The following is a 15,042-nucleotide window of genomic DNA, read 5'->3' as shown; positions in this document are numbered from 1 at the left end:
ACGCCGCGCACGGCCACTGCGATTGCGGATAATGCGAGTGGATTCATGGCGCAGCCGGGTTGGCTGGGGACAATTTCCCTCATCGGGCCGCTGCGCCTCCATCGCAAGAAACGGCTGGCACGCGGCGGGTTGCCGCAGCCCGCACCGATTTCGCCCTGGGGTGAATTTGCCTCGGCTACGCGTAGGACGCATCGAGAAAACGTAGAATTTGCTGGTGATGTGTAGGTGGCATGAGGCGTGCAGAGCACGCCCTTGCAGACTTCCCGACGGAGATTCATCCGTGCCGGCGTACACCGAGCGGACCATTGTGATCGCAGGCATCATCGAGCGATATGTGACGGACCATCCGCGCGCCGCCGACACTCCCGAGGGCATTCGCAGCTGGTGGGTCGCCCGCCAGCGGTTTGGCGATTCCGTGGACGAAGTCCAGAAGGCGCTGGACTATCTGGTCGCGCGCCGCCGCCTGGCCAGCAGCGTTCTTCCCGACGGCACGATTATCTTTCGCGCCGCACGCGCACCCGACGCAGAGGAAAAGGAATAGCATGACGTTGCCCGCCCGCGCGAGCCTCAAGTAACCGTGGCGATCGAAAGGAATACCGATGCCAGCAGCCCTGACGTATCCCGGCGTCTATATTGAAGAACTTCAAAGCGGCGTGCACACCATTACCGGCGTTGCGACCTCGATCACCGCTTTTATCGGCAGCGCGCCGCGCGGGCAGACGAACGAGCCGATCCGCGTGCAAAGCTTCGCAGAGTTTGAGCGCGAACTGGGCGGGCTGTGGGCCCAAAGCACGCTCGGATACGCAGTGGCGCAATTTTTCCTCAACGGCGGCGGCGACGCCTTGATCGTGCGCGTCGCTTCGGCGGGAGCGACGGCAAGAGCCAACATTGGCGGCCTGCCGCTGATCGCGGCGCAATCCGGACAGCAAGGCAACGGCATTGTCGCAACCATCGGCAACGCCACCAGCGGCACAGCGAACCTCTTCAAGCTGACGGTGAAAGCCGGTGCCAATCCCGCGGTGGTATTCGACGAACAGTCGAACCTGACCATCGGCGCCGCGTTGGCGGCCGCAGCCGTCCGGCTCGATCCCGCCGGACCCGCGTTGAACGCGCGACCGGCCAACGGAGGTCCGACCAACCTCGCAGGCGGCAAGGATGGGGCGGCCGCGGCAAGCGGTGCGCTCGGCACGTTCACGCTTGCCGCCGCAAGCGTCGGCAAATGGGGCCAGGCGTTGCGCTTCCGCGTCGACGACGTCGGATCCGGCAAATTCAACCTCTCGCTTCGCGACAGCGGCACGGGCGTCACCGAAAAATTTCTCAACCTCTCGCCGGATCCGAATGACCCGCGTTTCGTAACCACGGTGCTGGAACAGCAGTCCAAACTTGTCCGCATCCAGGGTGCTGCGCCGAATCCGCTGACCGTCTTCAGCAACGCGCCGACGGTCGGCGTCGACCCGCTGCTGGACGACACAACCCTGACAAAACTGACCGGCAGCGCGACCGACGACGGATCCGCGATCGCCGACAACGACATTTCGCTTCCCAGTCTGGCAGGAACCAAGCATGGACTGTGGGCCCTGGAAAAGGCCGATCTGTTCAACCTGCTGTGCATTCCGCCGCTGACCTTTGATACCGACATCAACGCCGCGACGCGAACCGCGGCGGCGCTGTACTGCAAACAGCGCCGCGCGATGTTCCTGGTCGACCCGCTGATGGCCTGGAACAGCGTTGCCAGCGTGATCGGCAATTCCGCGGCAACCGGCCTCGACGGCACGGATTTCGGAATGGCGCGCAGCGAGAATGCCGCGCTGTTCTTTCCCTTCATCGTTTCGCCCGATCCGCTGCAGGAGAACCGGCTGGAAACATTCGCGCCGTGCGGCGCGGTGGCCGGGGTGATGGCGCGCACCGACGCCAGCCGCGGCGTATGGAAGGCGCCCGCCGGGCTGGAGGCGACGGTGGCCGGCGCCAGTGCGCTTGCGGTCAAGCTGACCGACGGCGAGAACGGCCGGCTCAATCCGATTGGAGTGAACTGTCTGCGCTCCTTCCCGGTGACCGGACGTGTGGTGTGGGGCGCGCGCACCATGCGCGGGGCCGATCAGCTTGCGGATCAATGGAAGTACATCCCGGTGCGCCGGCTCGCGCTCTACATCGAGGAAAGCCTGTTCCGCGGGACGCAGTGGGTGGTGTTCGAGCCGAACGACGAGCCGCTGTGGTCGCAGATCAGGCTCAATGTCGGCGGCTTCATGAACACGCTGTTCCGGCAAGGCGCGTTCCAGGGCGCGACGCCCAAGGACGCCTATTTCGTCAAATGCAGCCGCGAAACCACGACGCAGACCGATATCGACAACGGCGTCGTCAACATCATCGTCGGCTTCGCCCCGCTCAAGCCCGCCGAATTCGTCGTCATCAAGATCCAGCAGATCGCTGGCCAGACCGAAAGCTAAGGAAGCGACATGGCTCAGTTCAGCGTCAATGCGCAACGTTTCGATCCCTACAAGAACTTCAAGTTCCGGGTGAAATGGGACGGCCGCTACGTCGCCGGCGTTTCCAAATGCTCGTCGCTGAAACGAAGCACCGAAGTGGTGGAGCATCGCGACGGCGGCGATCCCTCGACGTCGCGCAAATCTCCGGGCCGCACTAAATACGAAGCCGTCACGCTCGAGCGCGGCGTTACCCATGACGTCGTGTTCGAGCAATGGGCGAACAAGGTCTGGAATTTCGGTTCCGGGCTCGGAAAGGAAGTTTCGCTCAAGGATTTCCGCAAGGACCTGATCATCGAGGTCTACAACGAGGCGGGCCAGCTTGCGCTCGCCTACAAAATCTATCGTGCATGGGTATCGGAATTCCAGGCCCTGCCGGACCTCGATGCCAACGCCAACGCCGTCGCGATCCAGCATATCAAGCTCGAAAACGAAGGCTGGGAACGCGATTACGAAGTCACCGAGCCGAGCGAGCCGGGTTTTGTCGAGCCCTAGGCGACGAGGATGATTGAACCATGAACGCGCTGGCGGACGATGCCCTGCTCAGCCTCTGGGAACGCGGCGCCGCGGTCGGCCCGGTCGACCGCGCCTTGTTGCTGCTCGGCGCCGCATTGCCGGCGCAAAACCCGGAGCAATGCGCCGGAATGCCGATCGGGGCGCGCGACGCGGCGATCCTGAAACTGCGATGCGCGACGTTCGGCGGCCGACTTTCCGGCCGGGCGAATTGCCCGCACTGCCGCGAGGAGCACGAATTCGATCTCGCCATCGAGGAATTGCTGGCCGATTCGCCGCCGCCGGCCGAAACCGAGATCGTGCTCGATAATGGCCTGCGCTTCCGGCTTCCCAACAGCCGCGATCTTGCCGCCATCGCGCATCACAATGACGCCGAGGCCGCGATCCGGCATCTCGTGCAACGCTGCTGCGTTGATCCGCCGCCCGCGCTGGTTTGGTCGCCGTCGCTGCTCGAAGCGGCCGATATGCGCATCGGTGCTGCGGACATCGAATTGCGACTCAACTGCATCGCATGCGGGAAGGCCTGGGCCGATCGCCTCGATGTGGCCGGCTACGTCTGGGAGGAGATTGCCGAACGCGCGCGGCGCCTGCTTGACGACGTGCATGGCCTTGCCGCGCATTACGGCTGGAGCGAGCGGCAAATTCTGTCGATGAGTGAGGCAAGGCGCGACGCTTATCTGCAGCGGTGTTTCGCATGAGCGGGTACTTGCGCTGGCTGGCGGAACGGGCGCTCGGCCAAGCGTCCGGGGTGCGCCCGGCGCGCCGCCTGCCCTCCGTCGCCAGCCGGCCATCTGCCGGCCGCGATGCCGCGGCGCTTTTGCATCGAAGCAATGTGGCGTCCGCGGAAACGGCGCCGAGCGGCGTCGGTGAACAACACCTTGACGCGGCGGCGGACCGGCCGGTCGCACCGCGCACGCCCGGCGAGCCGCCGGCTGCAACCGGGGCCGGCGGTTTTTCCGCGGGCGCGGTCGCGCATGACGCTGACGCGCCTCGGCCGCAGCCGGCAGCGCAACCGGAATCGGCTGCGGCGGGGTCCGCGGCTTTCACGGGCGCCGAGCATGCCGATCGTGCCGCCGGCGATGGCCCATCGCCTGCGAGGCCCGCCATGGCCGACGTCAAAACCACCTCCGATGTCCCCGACCGCCGCGGAGCGGCGCGACTGCCGGTTGCCCCGCGCGTCGCGACACGGCCGACCGGCAACAGACCGCCCGATCGATCCGACGCGCCTCTGGCCGCCCAGCCTGCGCCGGACGTGCATATCCACATTGGCCGGATCGAAAGCCGGGCGCCGGAAATAGCAGCGAGCGTCAATCGTTCGATCCCGGCGCTTCCGCCGCCGCCGCGATCGACTGGGACATGTCGGATGTGCTGCCCCAGGTCGTACTGTCGAGCGTGACCAACTCGACGCCGGCGACATGGCGCTCGCGCCGCACGCTGCTCAACAGCGGCGCCGACGCCAACGATTTCGTGATCGAGGTCGACGACGATGGGCGCGCCAGCCTGCGCTTCGGGGACGGCGTGCACGGGCTGCGTCCGAACGCCGGCACGCGGTTCACCGCGGCCTATCGGATCGGTAACGGCAGCGTGGGCAATGTCGGCGGCGAATCGATCGTGCACGTGGTCGCGGCCGCGGCTGATCTTGCCAACATCGAAGGCGTGCGCAACCCGCTGCCGGCGACGGGCGGCCTCGATCCGGAGACCGCCGATGAGGTGCGGCGCAACGCGCCAGAAGCGTTCCGCAGGCAGGAGCGCGCGGTAACGCCCGATGACTACGCCGACGTCACCGAGCGTTTCAGCGGCGTGCAGCGTGCCGCCGCGACGACGCGGTGGACCGGGAGCTGGTACACGCAATTCATCACCGTCGACCCCGCGGCCGGCACCGATGCCCGCGCGCTCAAGGCCGACCTTCTCCCCTTCGTCGAGCGCTATCGCATGGCCGGCCAGGATCTCGAATTCAACGATCCGCATTACGTGTCGCTCGAACTAAAGCTGAATGTCTGCGTCGCGCCGGACTACTTCCGCGCCGACGTCAAGGCTGGCCTGCTCGACGCATTGAGCAGCCAGACGTTGCCGGACGACCGTCGCGGCCTGTTTCATCCCGACAATTTCAGCTTCGGCCAGACCGTTTATCTCAGCGAGATCTACGCAGCGGCGCACGCGGTGCCCGGCGTGGCATCGGCGCAGGTCGTTACGTTGCAACGCCAGGGCACCGATGATCCGACCTATCTCGCCAACTCCGAACTGGCGCTCGGCCGGCTGGAGATCGCGCGCCTTCAGAACAGCCTGAATTATCCCGAACACGGCGTACTGCGCCTCGACATCAACGGGGGCAAATAGCGTATGAGCGCGGACATCACGGACTGCGGCTGCTGCTCCGGCACCGAAGCCGACACGCCGGCGGCAAAATCCAACCGCGCCGGATTGCCGGCGATCGCCTATCGGGTCGGCAGCTACGCGGATTTCAGGCGGACCTTGCTGGCGCGCCTGTCGAGCACTGATTATCCGGCGCTAACGCCGCTCACCACGCGCGAACCGGACGACGCCACGGTCGCGCTGTGCGACTCCTTCGCCGTGCTCGCCGATGTGCTAAGCTTCTATCAAGAGCGCATTGCCACCGAATCCTATCTCGGCACCGCAGTCGAACGGCGCTCTCTGCTGATGCTGGCGCGGCTGATCGGATATCGGCTGGCCCCGGGCGCCGCGGCGAGCACCGCGCTCGCCTTCACGCTGGAGTCGGCGCCCGGCAGGCCGTCGCTGGCGGCGCAGCCTGTCACCATCCCGGTCGGGACCCGGGCCCAGAGCATTCCCGATCCGAACCAGGATCCGCAAACCTACGAGACCATCGCCGCTGTTCCCGCCCGGGTGGAATGGAACGCGATTGCTGCGCAGCAATCGGCACCGATCAAGATCCAGGCCGGGCTGCGCGAGCTGTACATCGCCGGCACCAGCCCGCAGCTTGCGGCTGGCGACGCCATCCTCGTCGTCGGCAGCGACCGCGAAAAGAACGTCGCCAGCGCGCTGTGGGACGTGTGCTGGATAGAGGCCGTCAATGTCGATCTCGCCCATGGCTTGACCCACGTCACGCTGGCGCAGCCGCTTAAGGCCGCGTGGGATGCAAGCGATCCTGGCAAACAGGGCATCAAGGTCTTTGCATTCCGGCAGCGCGCAGCGCTGTTCGGACACAACGCGCCGGACGGAAACCTGATCTACAACGCCAATAACGCAAAACTGTTCAGCGCCGCTCCGCCCGACGCCGAGTGGCTGAACTTTACGATCGACAGCAGCGGCAAGCAGATCGACCTGGACAGCAGCTATCCCAAGATCGTGCGCCATGGCTGGTTCGCCCTCGCGGGCGACAACGGCAGCGATCCCTGGCTGGTTGCGCTCTATCGCGTCGACGGAGTGACCGAGCTTGCACGCAGCAAATTCGGGATCAGCGCAAAGATCACCCGCCTCAGCAGCAACGGCGCCATCGGACTCGACAAATTTGGCCTGCGGCAGACCCAGGTGCTGGCGCAAAGCGATCAGCTGACGCTGGTGGAACGCCCGCTGACCTATCCGCTCTATGGCAGCACCGTGGCGCTCGGCGGGTTACAGCCGCATCTAGCGGCGGACCAACTCATCGCCGTCAGCGGCAAGCGCCAGCGCATCGCGGTCGATGCCGATACTACGGGGGTCAAATTCGCCGATCCCAACCGACAAGCCAAGCCGGGCGAATCCTTCGTCATGACGGCGCCGCCCGACATCGTTACCCCGGCCCTGCAGCAGATTGCACCCGAGGACCTCGACGCGCCGGCAAAGCTCAAGAGCGAAATCCTCTGGCACGTCGCCGATCACGATGGCACCGACATCATCATCGAGGCGCCGGTCGAGCGGATCCTGCTTCAGCCCGCCCTGAAGGACGACCCGGTGGTCAGCGAGGTCGGCGCCATCGCGCATGGCGCGCTCGCCTTGAAAAGCGACCGCGACCGCACCACGATCACATTGCGCACGCCGCTGACCCATTGCTACGATCGCACGACGGCCACCTTCAACGCCAATGTCGCGCCGGCAACCCACGGCGAATCGGTCGGAGAGATTGCAGGCAGCGGCAATGCCGCCGCGGTGAACCAGAACTTCCAGCTCAAGCACGCGCCCTTGACCTATGTGTCGTCCGCCGGTCCGAGCGGCCGCGCCGCAACCTTGCAGGTCCGCGTCAACGATCTGCTGTGGCAGGAGGTGCCGTCGCTCTACGGGCACGACCGGCTGGAGCGCGTCTACGCCATCCGTCAGGATGATGACGGCAAGTCGACGATCCAGTTCGGCGACGGGCGGCAGGGCGCACGGCTGCCGAGCGGCCTCAACAACGTGCGGCTCGCCTACCGCAAGGGCATCGGCCTCAGCGGCAATCTGCGCGCCGGCCAGATCGCGATGCTGCTGACCCGGCCGCTCGGCGTCAAGACCGTCGTCAATCCGAGCGCGCCGACCGGAGGACAGGATGCCGAGACGCTGGTCGATGCGCGCAGGAACGCGCCGCTGCATGTCCTGACCCTGGAGCGGGCGGTGTCGATCCAGGACTATGTAGATTTAGCCCGGACCTTCTCAGGAATAGCCAAGGCTCATGGCGTATGGATCGAGGATGCGCGCGCCCGAGGAATCTATCTCACCGTGGCGGGTCCAGGTGGCGCCGCCATCCCGCAAGGCAGCGCCACCATGAAAACCCTGATCGGCGCGCTGCGCCGATACGGCGATAGCCTGCTGCCGCTTTCGGTGCAGGGTCTTGGCGTCACGACCTTCAGGCTGAAGGCGAAGATCAAGATTGACGGGGATGCCGATGCCGACAAGGTCTATGCCGCCGTAGCCGACGCCCTGCGGAGCGCCTATTCGTTCGACGCGCGCGGCTTCGGCCAGCCGGTGACCATCGACGAGGTCTACGCGACGATCCAGAACGTTCCCGGCGTCACCGCCGCCGATATCGATCAACTCTACCGCACGGACACTGGGCCCGCCCCCTCCGAGCCGCAGCCGCGGCTGCTCGCCGCGCTGCCTGACATCAAGGCCGGCCACGTCTCGGCGGCCGAGTTGCTCACGCTCGACAAGGGGCCGCTCGATTTCGGAGTGATGTCATGAAGTTCGACGCGCGCGGGATGTTCGAACTGCTTCCCGCGATCCTGCGCCTCCGCGACCACTCGCACGCCGTCGTGACACCCGGGCTGCTGAATCCGGGCGACCGCACCGTGCTCGCCGACCTGACGGCGAAGGTAGCCGCGCATATTGCGCTCACGGCCGGCGAAACCGAATACCTCGACAGCCTGCGGCAGAGCGCGCTCGGTGGCCCGCTCGCCAGCCTGCTCGCCGTGTTCGCCGAGCAGGTTGCGGTGTTGCAGGAGGACCTCGATCAACTCTACGACGACCAGTTCATCGAAACCTGCGCCGACTGGGTCGTTCCCTACATCGGCGAACTGGTCGGCAGCCAGGCCCTGCACGGGATCGCAACGATTGCGAGTCCGCGCGCCGAGGTCGGCCACACTATCGCCTATCGGCGCCGCAAGGGCACCGTGCCGGTGATCGAGCAGGTTGCGCGGGACGTTACCGGCTGGAACGCCAGCGCGGTGGAGTTTTTCCAGCGGCTGATCGTCACCCAGTACATGAACCATCTCCGCCCGCAATGCTCCGCAGCCCCCGACTTGCGGCGTTGGGAGCCGCTGCAGCGGCTCGGCACCGCGTTCGATCCGGCGATGCGAACCATCGACGTCCGCCGCATCGGGCGCGGGCGCCACAACATCCCCAACGTCGGCGTGTTCCTGTGGCGTCTTGACGCTTGGCCGCTGAGCGGTTCGCCGGCGGCGCCGCTCGATCCTCAGCGCTGGCGCTTCCATCCGCTGGGGATCGATCAGCCGCTCTGCAACAATCCGGCCACCGAGGACGAGATCACCGACCTTGCGACATCGCTCAATGTGCCCGAGCCGATCTCGCGGCGCGTACTCGACGCGCGTCTTGCGGATTACTACACGGGCGCCGACAACGTCGCGAAAAGCCTGCGCCTCTATGAGGACTCCACGGGAAGCTTCAAGCCGGTCGATCCGGCGAATGTCCGCGCGTGCAATCTTTCTGACAGCGGCAGCGGCTGGGCGCATGTTCCACCGGCCGGGACCTATACGATCGACCCAATGCTCGGCCGGATCGCACTGGCGCCGGACCTTGCCGGCCGCAACATCCGCGTCGATTTCCATTACGGCTTCAGCGCGGCGATGGGAGGCGGCGAATACGAGCGCGCGGCGTCCTTCGAAACCGCCGAGGTGCCGCCGCGGCTGCTGCGGGTGCCGGACCAGTACCCGACGATTCAGGCCGCCCTCAATGCGCTCAATGGCGCCGGCGTGGTCGAAATTACCGACAGCGGCCGTTACGACGAAACGCTGGGCCTGAAGGCCAATGCCGGCCAGCGGGTCGAGCTGCGCGCCGCCAACAATCATCGCCCGACGCTGCTTCTCGGCGGACCCATGACGCTTGCCGGTGCTGCGCGCTCCGAGATCAGACTTGACGGCCTGCTCATCGCAGGCGCCGGCCTGGAGGCAAGGGCGGCGGGCGGCAGTCAGTTGCGCGACCTGCGCATTGCGCATTGCACGCTGGTGCCGGGTCTGCTGTTGTCGCCCGACTGTACGCCGCTATCGCCGGCCGCGGCAAGCCTGACCGCCGACGTGGCGGACCTTGCGATCACCATCGACCGCTCGATCATGGGGGGCCTGCGTATCGATGCGACCGCAACCGTCGTCGTGACCGACAGCATCGTCGATGCGACGGCGACCACGCGCGTTGCCTATGCGGCGGCGGACGGCGGCGGAGCCGGCGCGCCGCTGACGCTCAATGCATGCACCGTGATCGGCAAGCTGCACGCCACGACGCTGCCGCTGGTTTCGAACTCCATTCTGCTCGCCGGCACCGAACTTGGCGACGGATGGACGGCGCCGGTGCTCGCCGCGCGCCGCCAGGAAGGCTGCGTCCGTTTCAGCTACCTGCCGGAAGCCGCACGTGTGCCGCGCCGCTATCGCTGCCTGCCGGAAGCCGCACCCCGCCCCGAACTGGCGACACCGCGCTTCACGTCGCTGCGCTATGGATTTGCTGGCTACGGACAGCTGGCGAGAAGCGCCGGCGCGGCGCTGCTGAGCGGCGCCGACGACGAAGGCGAACCCGGCGCACTGCATTGGCTTTACCGGCCGCAACGCGAAATCAACCTGCGCGTCAGGCTCAAGGAATATCTGCGGGTCGGCCTGGAAGCGGGAATTTTCTACGAGAGTTGAGCCATGACCGTCGAGCGAGGGAGTGACACATGAGCGGGGATTACAGCCGGATTGCCTTCGACCCGTCGCAAAATTACGGCGGCGTGTTGCTGCAGCAGGGCCGCCCCTTGACCGACCGCGACTGGAACGACCAGACCGCCGCTGTCGACCGCCGGGCGCAAGCCGGCACCCTCGATGCGAGTGGTCCGGTGCTGGTATCGGGAGAAACGCCCGATGCGTTCAAGATCTTGCCGGGCCTGCTGATCGGCCGTGGCCGCATGTATGTCGACGGCCTGCTCGCCGACAATCATGGTACCGGATTGCCGAAATGGGATGGCAGGCTTGCCGAACGCTTTGGGGCCGATCCCATCGCCTTCGACAAACAACCCCACCTTCCGGGTGCGGTCGCGCCGCCCGAGACCGGCGGCCCGTATCTGGTTTATCTCGACGTGTGGAATCGCGAGGTCACCCAGTTCGAGGATTCCAAGCTGGTCGAGATCGCACTCGGCGTCGACACCACCACGCGCGTGCAGACGATCTGGCAGGTCAAATGGCTCGACAAGATCGGCGCCGGCACTACCTGCGCGACGCCACCCGACCAAATTCCGGCCTGGGTCGCCGCGACCGAGCCGTCCGCAGGTCGGCTGACGACCGCGACCGCGCCGGTGGCCAATCCCGATCCCTGCCTGGTTCCGCCGATGGGCGGCTACAAAGGCCTGGAGAACCAGCTCTACCGCGTCGAAGTGCATAGCGCAGGCCCGCTGGGTACCGCGACGTTCAAATGGTCGCGCGACAATGCTTCAATCGAGGCGCGGGTCACGCGCGTGATCGATTCGCTCAACTTTGTCGTCGACAGCGTCGGCAAGGATGGCGTGCTGCGATTTTCGGACGGCGACTGGATCGAGATCACCGACGATACGCGCGAACTGAACGGACAGGCCGGCGAACTTCACAAGATCAAGGTCGGCGGCGGCGTCGATGACGCGACGCGCACGATCACGCTCGACCAGAAAATGGCGATCGATCTCGGTCCCGACGGACAAGGCAATCTCGATCCGGTGCGCAACGCCCGCATCCGCCGCTGGGATCAGAAGGGCAAGATCGTCGCCCAGGACGGCAGCACCCATGTCGACCTTGATGCCGTGGCCGGCACCGGCGCGATTCCAGTTCCTGCCGGCGGGTTGTCGTTGCGGATCGAGGACGGCATTATCGTTACCTTTTCGGCGGGACCGGGCGGCGGAAATTTCCACGTCGGCGACTACTGGACCTTCGCGGCGCGCTCCGCCGACGCATCGGTGGAAATTCTCGATTCCGCGCCGCCGCGCGGTATCCACCATCACTACGCCAAGCTCGCGGTCTACACGCCGCAATCCGGCCTCGAGGACTGCCGGCCAAAGAAGACCGAGGAGGAGTGCTGCTGCACCATGGTGGTGTCGCCCGGTGGCGACATCCAGGCGGCCATCAACGCGCTGCCGGACGGCGGCGGATGCGTGTGCCTGAAGACCGGCATTCACCACATCGAACGCGGGATCGTGATCGCACGCAGCAACGTGACGCTGGCCGGCGAAAGCCATGGCACCATCGTGCGCGGCCAGCAAGGCACCGTGCTGACGCTGAACGGCAAGGACAACGGCATTGAGGGGATCGAGATCTCGATGATCGCGTTCGAACAGAATCAGGAAGCCGTGTTCGCGCCGCCGACGCCCGCACCCGTTCTTGCAGCCGCCAATGTCCGGCGCAGCGCAATCCTGGATTGCGCCGCCAAATCCAAGCAGGGACAAACCGCCATCGGCATTCAGTTGACGACAGTGGACGAATTCCGCATCGCGCGTTGCCGGATCGAGCAGACCACAACCGCGATTTTCGCAAGCGGCCTGCAGACCCGAATGCTGTATCTCGAGGACAATGTGATCGACCTCTCGGCCGACACAGCGAAAACAACAACGCTTGGCATCGTGCTGATGCAGATCGCCGGCCCCGGCCGTATTACGGGAAATTCCCTGCGCGGCATCACCTCGGAGATCGTCGTCAACGGCCAGATCGCCGGAACGCCGCAACCCAGCGCCGGCGACGTGATGGTGACCGGCAATGTGGTGGTCTGCGCGCCGGCGCCTCCGGCGAGCACCGTCGCAAGCGCAGGACTGTTCGGCATCGATCTCGCGGCGAATTCCAGCATCGTTTCCCAAAACCTGCTGCAACTGCCGGGAACCAGCACGGCGCACGCCGGAATCCGTATTACCGGCGACAATATCGGCGTCCTTGACAACCAGATCGTTCCGGTCCCCGGCGCGGACAAAACGGACAACGGCTTTATCGGCATCCAGATCGGTGACAGGGCTGCCTTGACCAGCGACATCAGGGTGGCAGGCAACCTCGTCAACGCAGGCCGTGCCGGAATTGTGGTGACAAGCAGCACGGGCATCATCGTCGAGAGCAACGTGGTCAAGCTGGGGGAAGGCGCGATCAACGCCGGAATAGCCCTCGGAACCGTCAAGGGCGGCCGGGTGAAAAACAACCAGGTCAGCGGCAGCACCGTCGCGATCCTCTGCTCGGCGGGTGGGTCAAATCAGGTGACCGGCAACATGCTGGCGAACAGCAGGATCGGCGTCGCAATCAACCGCGAAATCACGCCGGTCATCGCGCATAACCGCATCGAGGCGACGACGTCCGCCGGCATCCAGTGCGCCGCCGTCACCGGCCGTTGCGACATCGTCGGCAATCGCATTGCCTCGTGCGGATTCCGCATCGCGGCCGGCAGCGGGATTCTGGCTACCCAGATGCAGGGCGAACTGCATATCGAGGACAACGAGGTGATGGACACCGGCATCTCGCCCGACGGCCGGGTTCTCGCCCCGCTCGCGTTTGGGATCGCCGGCACGTCGATATTGGAGGCGAGCATCGAGAACAACACCATCGGCTACACCGATCCGGCCGGACGTCCGGCCAGCAATGAAGACCGGGCGCTCACGATGACCTGCCTTCTGGAGCAGCGGGAAAGTCCGACCGGACCGGTCGGCTATCCGATCCAGATCCTCGGCAACAAGTTCACAGGCCCGGGCAAGACCGCGCTGGTGGAGATCCAGGAGCAGCCGACCGGCAACCGATTGCGCTTCGAGCGGGTATTTTTCAGCAACAATTATTGCCTGCACTACCCGTTCTACGCGGCCGGCGCGGCGACCGCGAAACACGCCGGGACGGTTTCGCTGTTCGGCCGCGTCGCAACCGTCATGGGCAATCAGATCAAGGCGCTTCGTCCGAGCGGGAATGCGGCGGTATTCGCCTCGGTGAACTTCAACGGAATGCCGGGCCCGTTCATCGGCAACGTCACGTCCGGCGACGTGGTGCAGCATACCCAGTTCCCGTCGCCGCAAACCGGCTTCAACCTGATTGCATGATCAGCCCACCACGGAGGAATTTGAGATGGACCTTGACGATATGCTAAAGGAGCACCAGCGTTGGCTGGAAAAAGCCCATCAATCGCTTACCTCGACAAAAGCGAAGGATCACGCGCCGGCCGATCTCAAGCAACCGCGCATCGACGCCATCAAGGCGAGGGTAGCTGAACTTGCCGGACAAAAGGACCGCGAGATCCAGAGCTACGACAACGCAATCGCGGAATTAAACAACGAGCTTGCGGCCCTTGCCCCGCCGCGAGGCGCCGCGCCCGCCGCCGCGGGCGATTCTCCGAAGACCGCGGCGAAGGCCAAGGGCAATAAATGAAGCGCGCAGGCTGCAAAGGCCATGTTTGCGGCTTGCATTATCAACGCGCCGCCTGTTTGCCTTCGACAAAGGCGACAGCGACGCCCTTCTTCAGCGATTGCGCGAGCCGGATGACATCCCAATTGGTCATCCGGATGCAGCCATGCGACTCGCTCTTGCTGACCCGCGACGGGTCGCTGGTGCCGTGAATGCCGTAGCTCGCCTGCGACAGTCCGATCCACATTGCACCGACCGGATTGTTCGGCCCGGCGGCGATCGCAAAGGGCTTTGTCGAGTCGACGCCTTTGAATTTGTATTTTGGATCGTAGCGATAAGTCGGATTGGGATGAATGGATACCACCTTCAGGGTGCCCGATGGCGTCGGCTTTTCCTCGCTCCCGACGCTCGCCGGATAGAACGCGATCAGCGTTCCATCCTTTGCGAAGGCGCGCACCGTTTCACGGGCCTTGTCGACCTCGACGCGCGCCGTTTTGGCCGCTGAATCGTGCGGGAGATTAACCACGATGATCTTGGCGCCGGCGCGGTCGAATTTCTGCCCGGGATTGAGAGCGGCGAGCAGCTCCTGGCTCATATGGAAGCGTTCGCTCAGGGCTTCCTTCGGTCCCGTGTAGCTCAAGGCCTCGAGCGACTTCATATCCTCCATTTTAGGCGGAAGTTTTTCGATATAGGGGCCTTTTATGTCCTGTTCTGTAACGACGTAGTCGCCGACGATGGCGTCGTCCGAGGCCTGCTGCAGCCTGGACCATATTTCCGGCGTCAATATCTTGCCCGACGCAAGATTGTTCGCTTCGGTGAACGCCTGCAGGGCTTTGGCAACATTGTCGCCGAACCTGCCGTCGATTTCCCCCGGCGAAAATCGTGCCCGATCGAGCAGGACCTGCACCTTTACGGCGAGCGGGCTGATGTCCTCCTGGACAGGCAGTTTTCCCGCGAAGTCGGCGCTGTTGATCCGCTCCGGTGTTAGCTCGGCGCCGAATGCAGCGTGCTGCACCGCTGCCATCAATATCAAGCCGAGTAACCCGCGGATCATCATTGCCTGCATGCCTCTGCGTCGAACTTGCGCCATCGATCGG

The 15,042-nt window shown here is 65.2% G+C and carries 10 protein-coding genes; 9 read left to right on the top strand and 1 reads right to left on the bottom strand.

Going from position 1 to position 15,042, the window contains the following annotated elements; translation table 11 throughout:
• The first annotated feature begins 280 nt into the window (after nt 1–280).
• The 9 genes from ACFE72_RS02180 to ACFE72_RS02140 all read left to right on the top strand — a co-directional run bounded on the left by ACFE72_RS02180 (nt 281) and on the right by ACFE72_RS02140 (nt 13,969).
• Nucleotides 281–541 (top strand): hypothetical protein, encoded by a 261-nt coding sequence (locus tag ACFE72_RS02180; RefSeq protein WP_375411395.1) that lies wholly within the window; start codon nt 281–283, stop codon nt 539–541.
• Between the two features lie 58 nt (nt 542–599).
• The gene (locus tag ACFE72_RS02175; protein WP_375411394.1) at nt 600–2,444 is read left to right on the top strand and encodes a phage tail sheath family protein; all 1,845 of its coding nucleotides are present in this window, start codon (nt 600–602) and stop codon (nt 2,442–2,444) included.
• Nucleotides 2,445–2,453: 9 nt separating this feature from the next.
• Nucleotides 2,454–2,975 (top strand): phage tail protein, encoded by a 522-nt coding sequence (locus tag ACFE72_RS02170; protein WP_375411393.1) that lies wholly within the window; start codon nt 2,454–2,456, stop codon nt 2,973–2,975.
• Between the two features lie 20 nt (nt 2,976–2,995).
• Nucleotides 2,996–3,691: a hypothetical protein gene (locus tag ACFE72_RS02165; protein ID WP_375411392.1), complete on the top strand. Its 696-nt coding sequence runs from the start codon at nt 2,996–2,998 to the stop codon at nt 3,689–3,691.
• Between the two features lie 658 nt (nt 3,692–4,349).
• Complete coding sequence (locus tag ACFE72_RS02160) at nt 4,350–5,330, top strand: putative baseplate assembly protein (RefSeq protein WP_375411391.1); 981 nt, start codon at nt 4,350–4,352, stop codon at nt 5,328–5,330.
• A gap of 3 nt (nt 5,331–5,333) precedes the next feature.
• Entirely contained in the window at nt 5,334–8,102 is a 2,769-nt protein-coding gene (locus ACFE72_RS02155) for a putative baseplate assembly protein (protein ID WP_375411390.1), read from the top strand.
• Entirely contained in the window at nt 8,099–10,270 is a 2,172-nt protein-coding gene (locus ACFE72_RS02150) for a hypothetical protein (RefSeq protein ID WP_375411389.1), read from the top strand. Before ACFE72_RS02155 ends, ACFE72_RS02150 begins: the two co-directional genes overlap by 4 nt.
• 29 nt (nt 10,271–10,299) lie before the next feature.
• Complete coding sequence (locus tag ACFE72_RS02145) at nt 10,300–13,644, top strand: DUF6519 domain-containing protein (protein ID WP_375411388.1); 3,345 nt, start codon at nt 10,300–10,302, stop codon at nt 13,642–13,644.
• Nucleotides 13,645–13,669: 25 nt separating this feature from the next.
• Nucleotides 13,670–13,969: a hypothetical protein gene (locus tag ACFE72_RS02140; RefSeq protein WP_375411387.1), complete on the top strand. Its 300-nt coding sequence runs from the start codon at nt 13,670–13,672 to the stop codon at nt 13,967–13,969.
• Between the two features lie 40 nt (nt 13,970–14,009).
• On the opposite strand, the gene ACFE72_RS02135 is transcribed toward ACFE72_RS02140, so the two are convergent.
• On the bottom strand, nt 14,010–15,035 hold the full coding sequence (locus tag ACFE72_RS02135; RefSeq protein ID WP_375411386.1) for a L,D-transpeptidase family protein: 1,026 nt from the start codon (nt 15,033–15,035) through the stop codon (nt 14,010–14,012).
• Between the last annotated feature and the right edge of the window lie 7 nt (nt 15,036–15,042).

Origin of the sequence: uncultured Bradyrhizobium sp. (genome assembly GCF_964252615.1) — a bacterium.
In the GTDB taxonomy this organism is placed as follows: domain Bacteria; phylum Pseudomonadota; class Alphaproteobacteria; order Rhizobiales; family Xanthobacteraceae; genus Bradyrhizobium.
Note: the sequence above shows the minus strand (reverse complement) of the source record. Positions and strands in the feature narration are given on the sequence as shown.

Excerpts from the sequence above, each read along its gene's own strand:
- ACFE72_RS02175 (WP_375411394.1), top strand. The coding sequence starts at position 600 with ATGCCAGCAGCCCTGACGTATCCCGGCGTCTATATTGAAGAACTTCAA.
- ACFE72_RS02165 (WP_375411392.1), top strand. The coding sequence starts at position 2,996 with ATGAACGCGCTGGCGGACGATGCCCTGCTCAGCCTCTGGGAACGCGGC.
- ACFE72_RS02155 (WP_375411390.1), top strand. The coding sequence starts at position 5,334 with ATGAGCGCGGACATCACGGACTGCGGCTGCTGCTCCGGCACCGAAGCC.
- ACFE72_RS02145 (WP_375411388.1), top strand. The coding sequence starts at position 10,300 with ATGAGCGGGGATTACAGCCGGATTGCCTTCGACCCGTCGCAAAATTAC.
- ACFE72_RS02135 (WP_375411386.1), bottom strand. The coding sequence starts at position 15,035 with ATGGCGCAAGTTCGACGCAGAGGCATGCAGGCAATGATGATCCGCGGG.
- ACFE72_RS02170 (WP_375411393.1), top strand. The coding sequence starts at position 2,454 with ATGGCTCAGTTCAGCGTCAATGCGCAACGTTTCGATCCCTACAAGAAC.
- ACFE72_RS02150 (WP_375411389.1), top strand. The coding sequence starts at position 8,099 with ATGAAGTTCGACGCGCGCGGGATGTTCGAACTGCTTCCCGCGATCCTG.
- ACFE72_RS02160 (WP_375411391.1), top strand. The coding sequence starts at position 4,350 with ATGTCGGATGTGCTGCCCCAGGTCGTACTGTCGAGCGTGACCAACTCG.
- ACFE72_RS02140 (WP_375411387.1), top strand. The coding sequence starts at position 13,670 with ATGGACCTTGACGATATGCTAAAGGAGCACCAGCGTTGGCTGGAAAAA.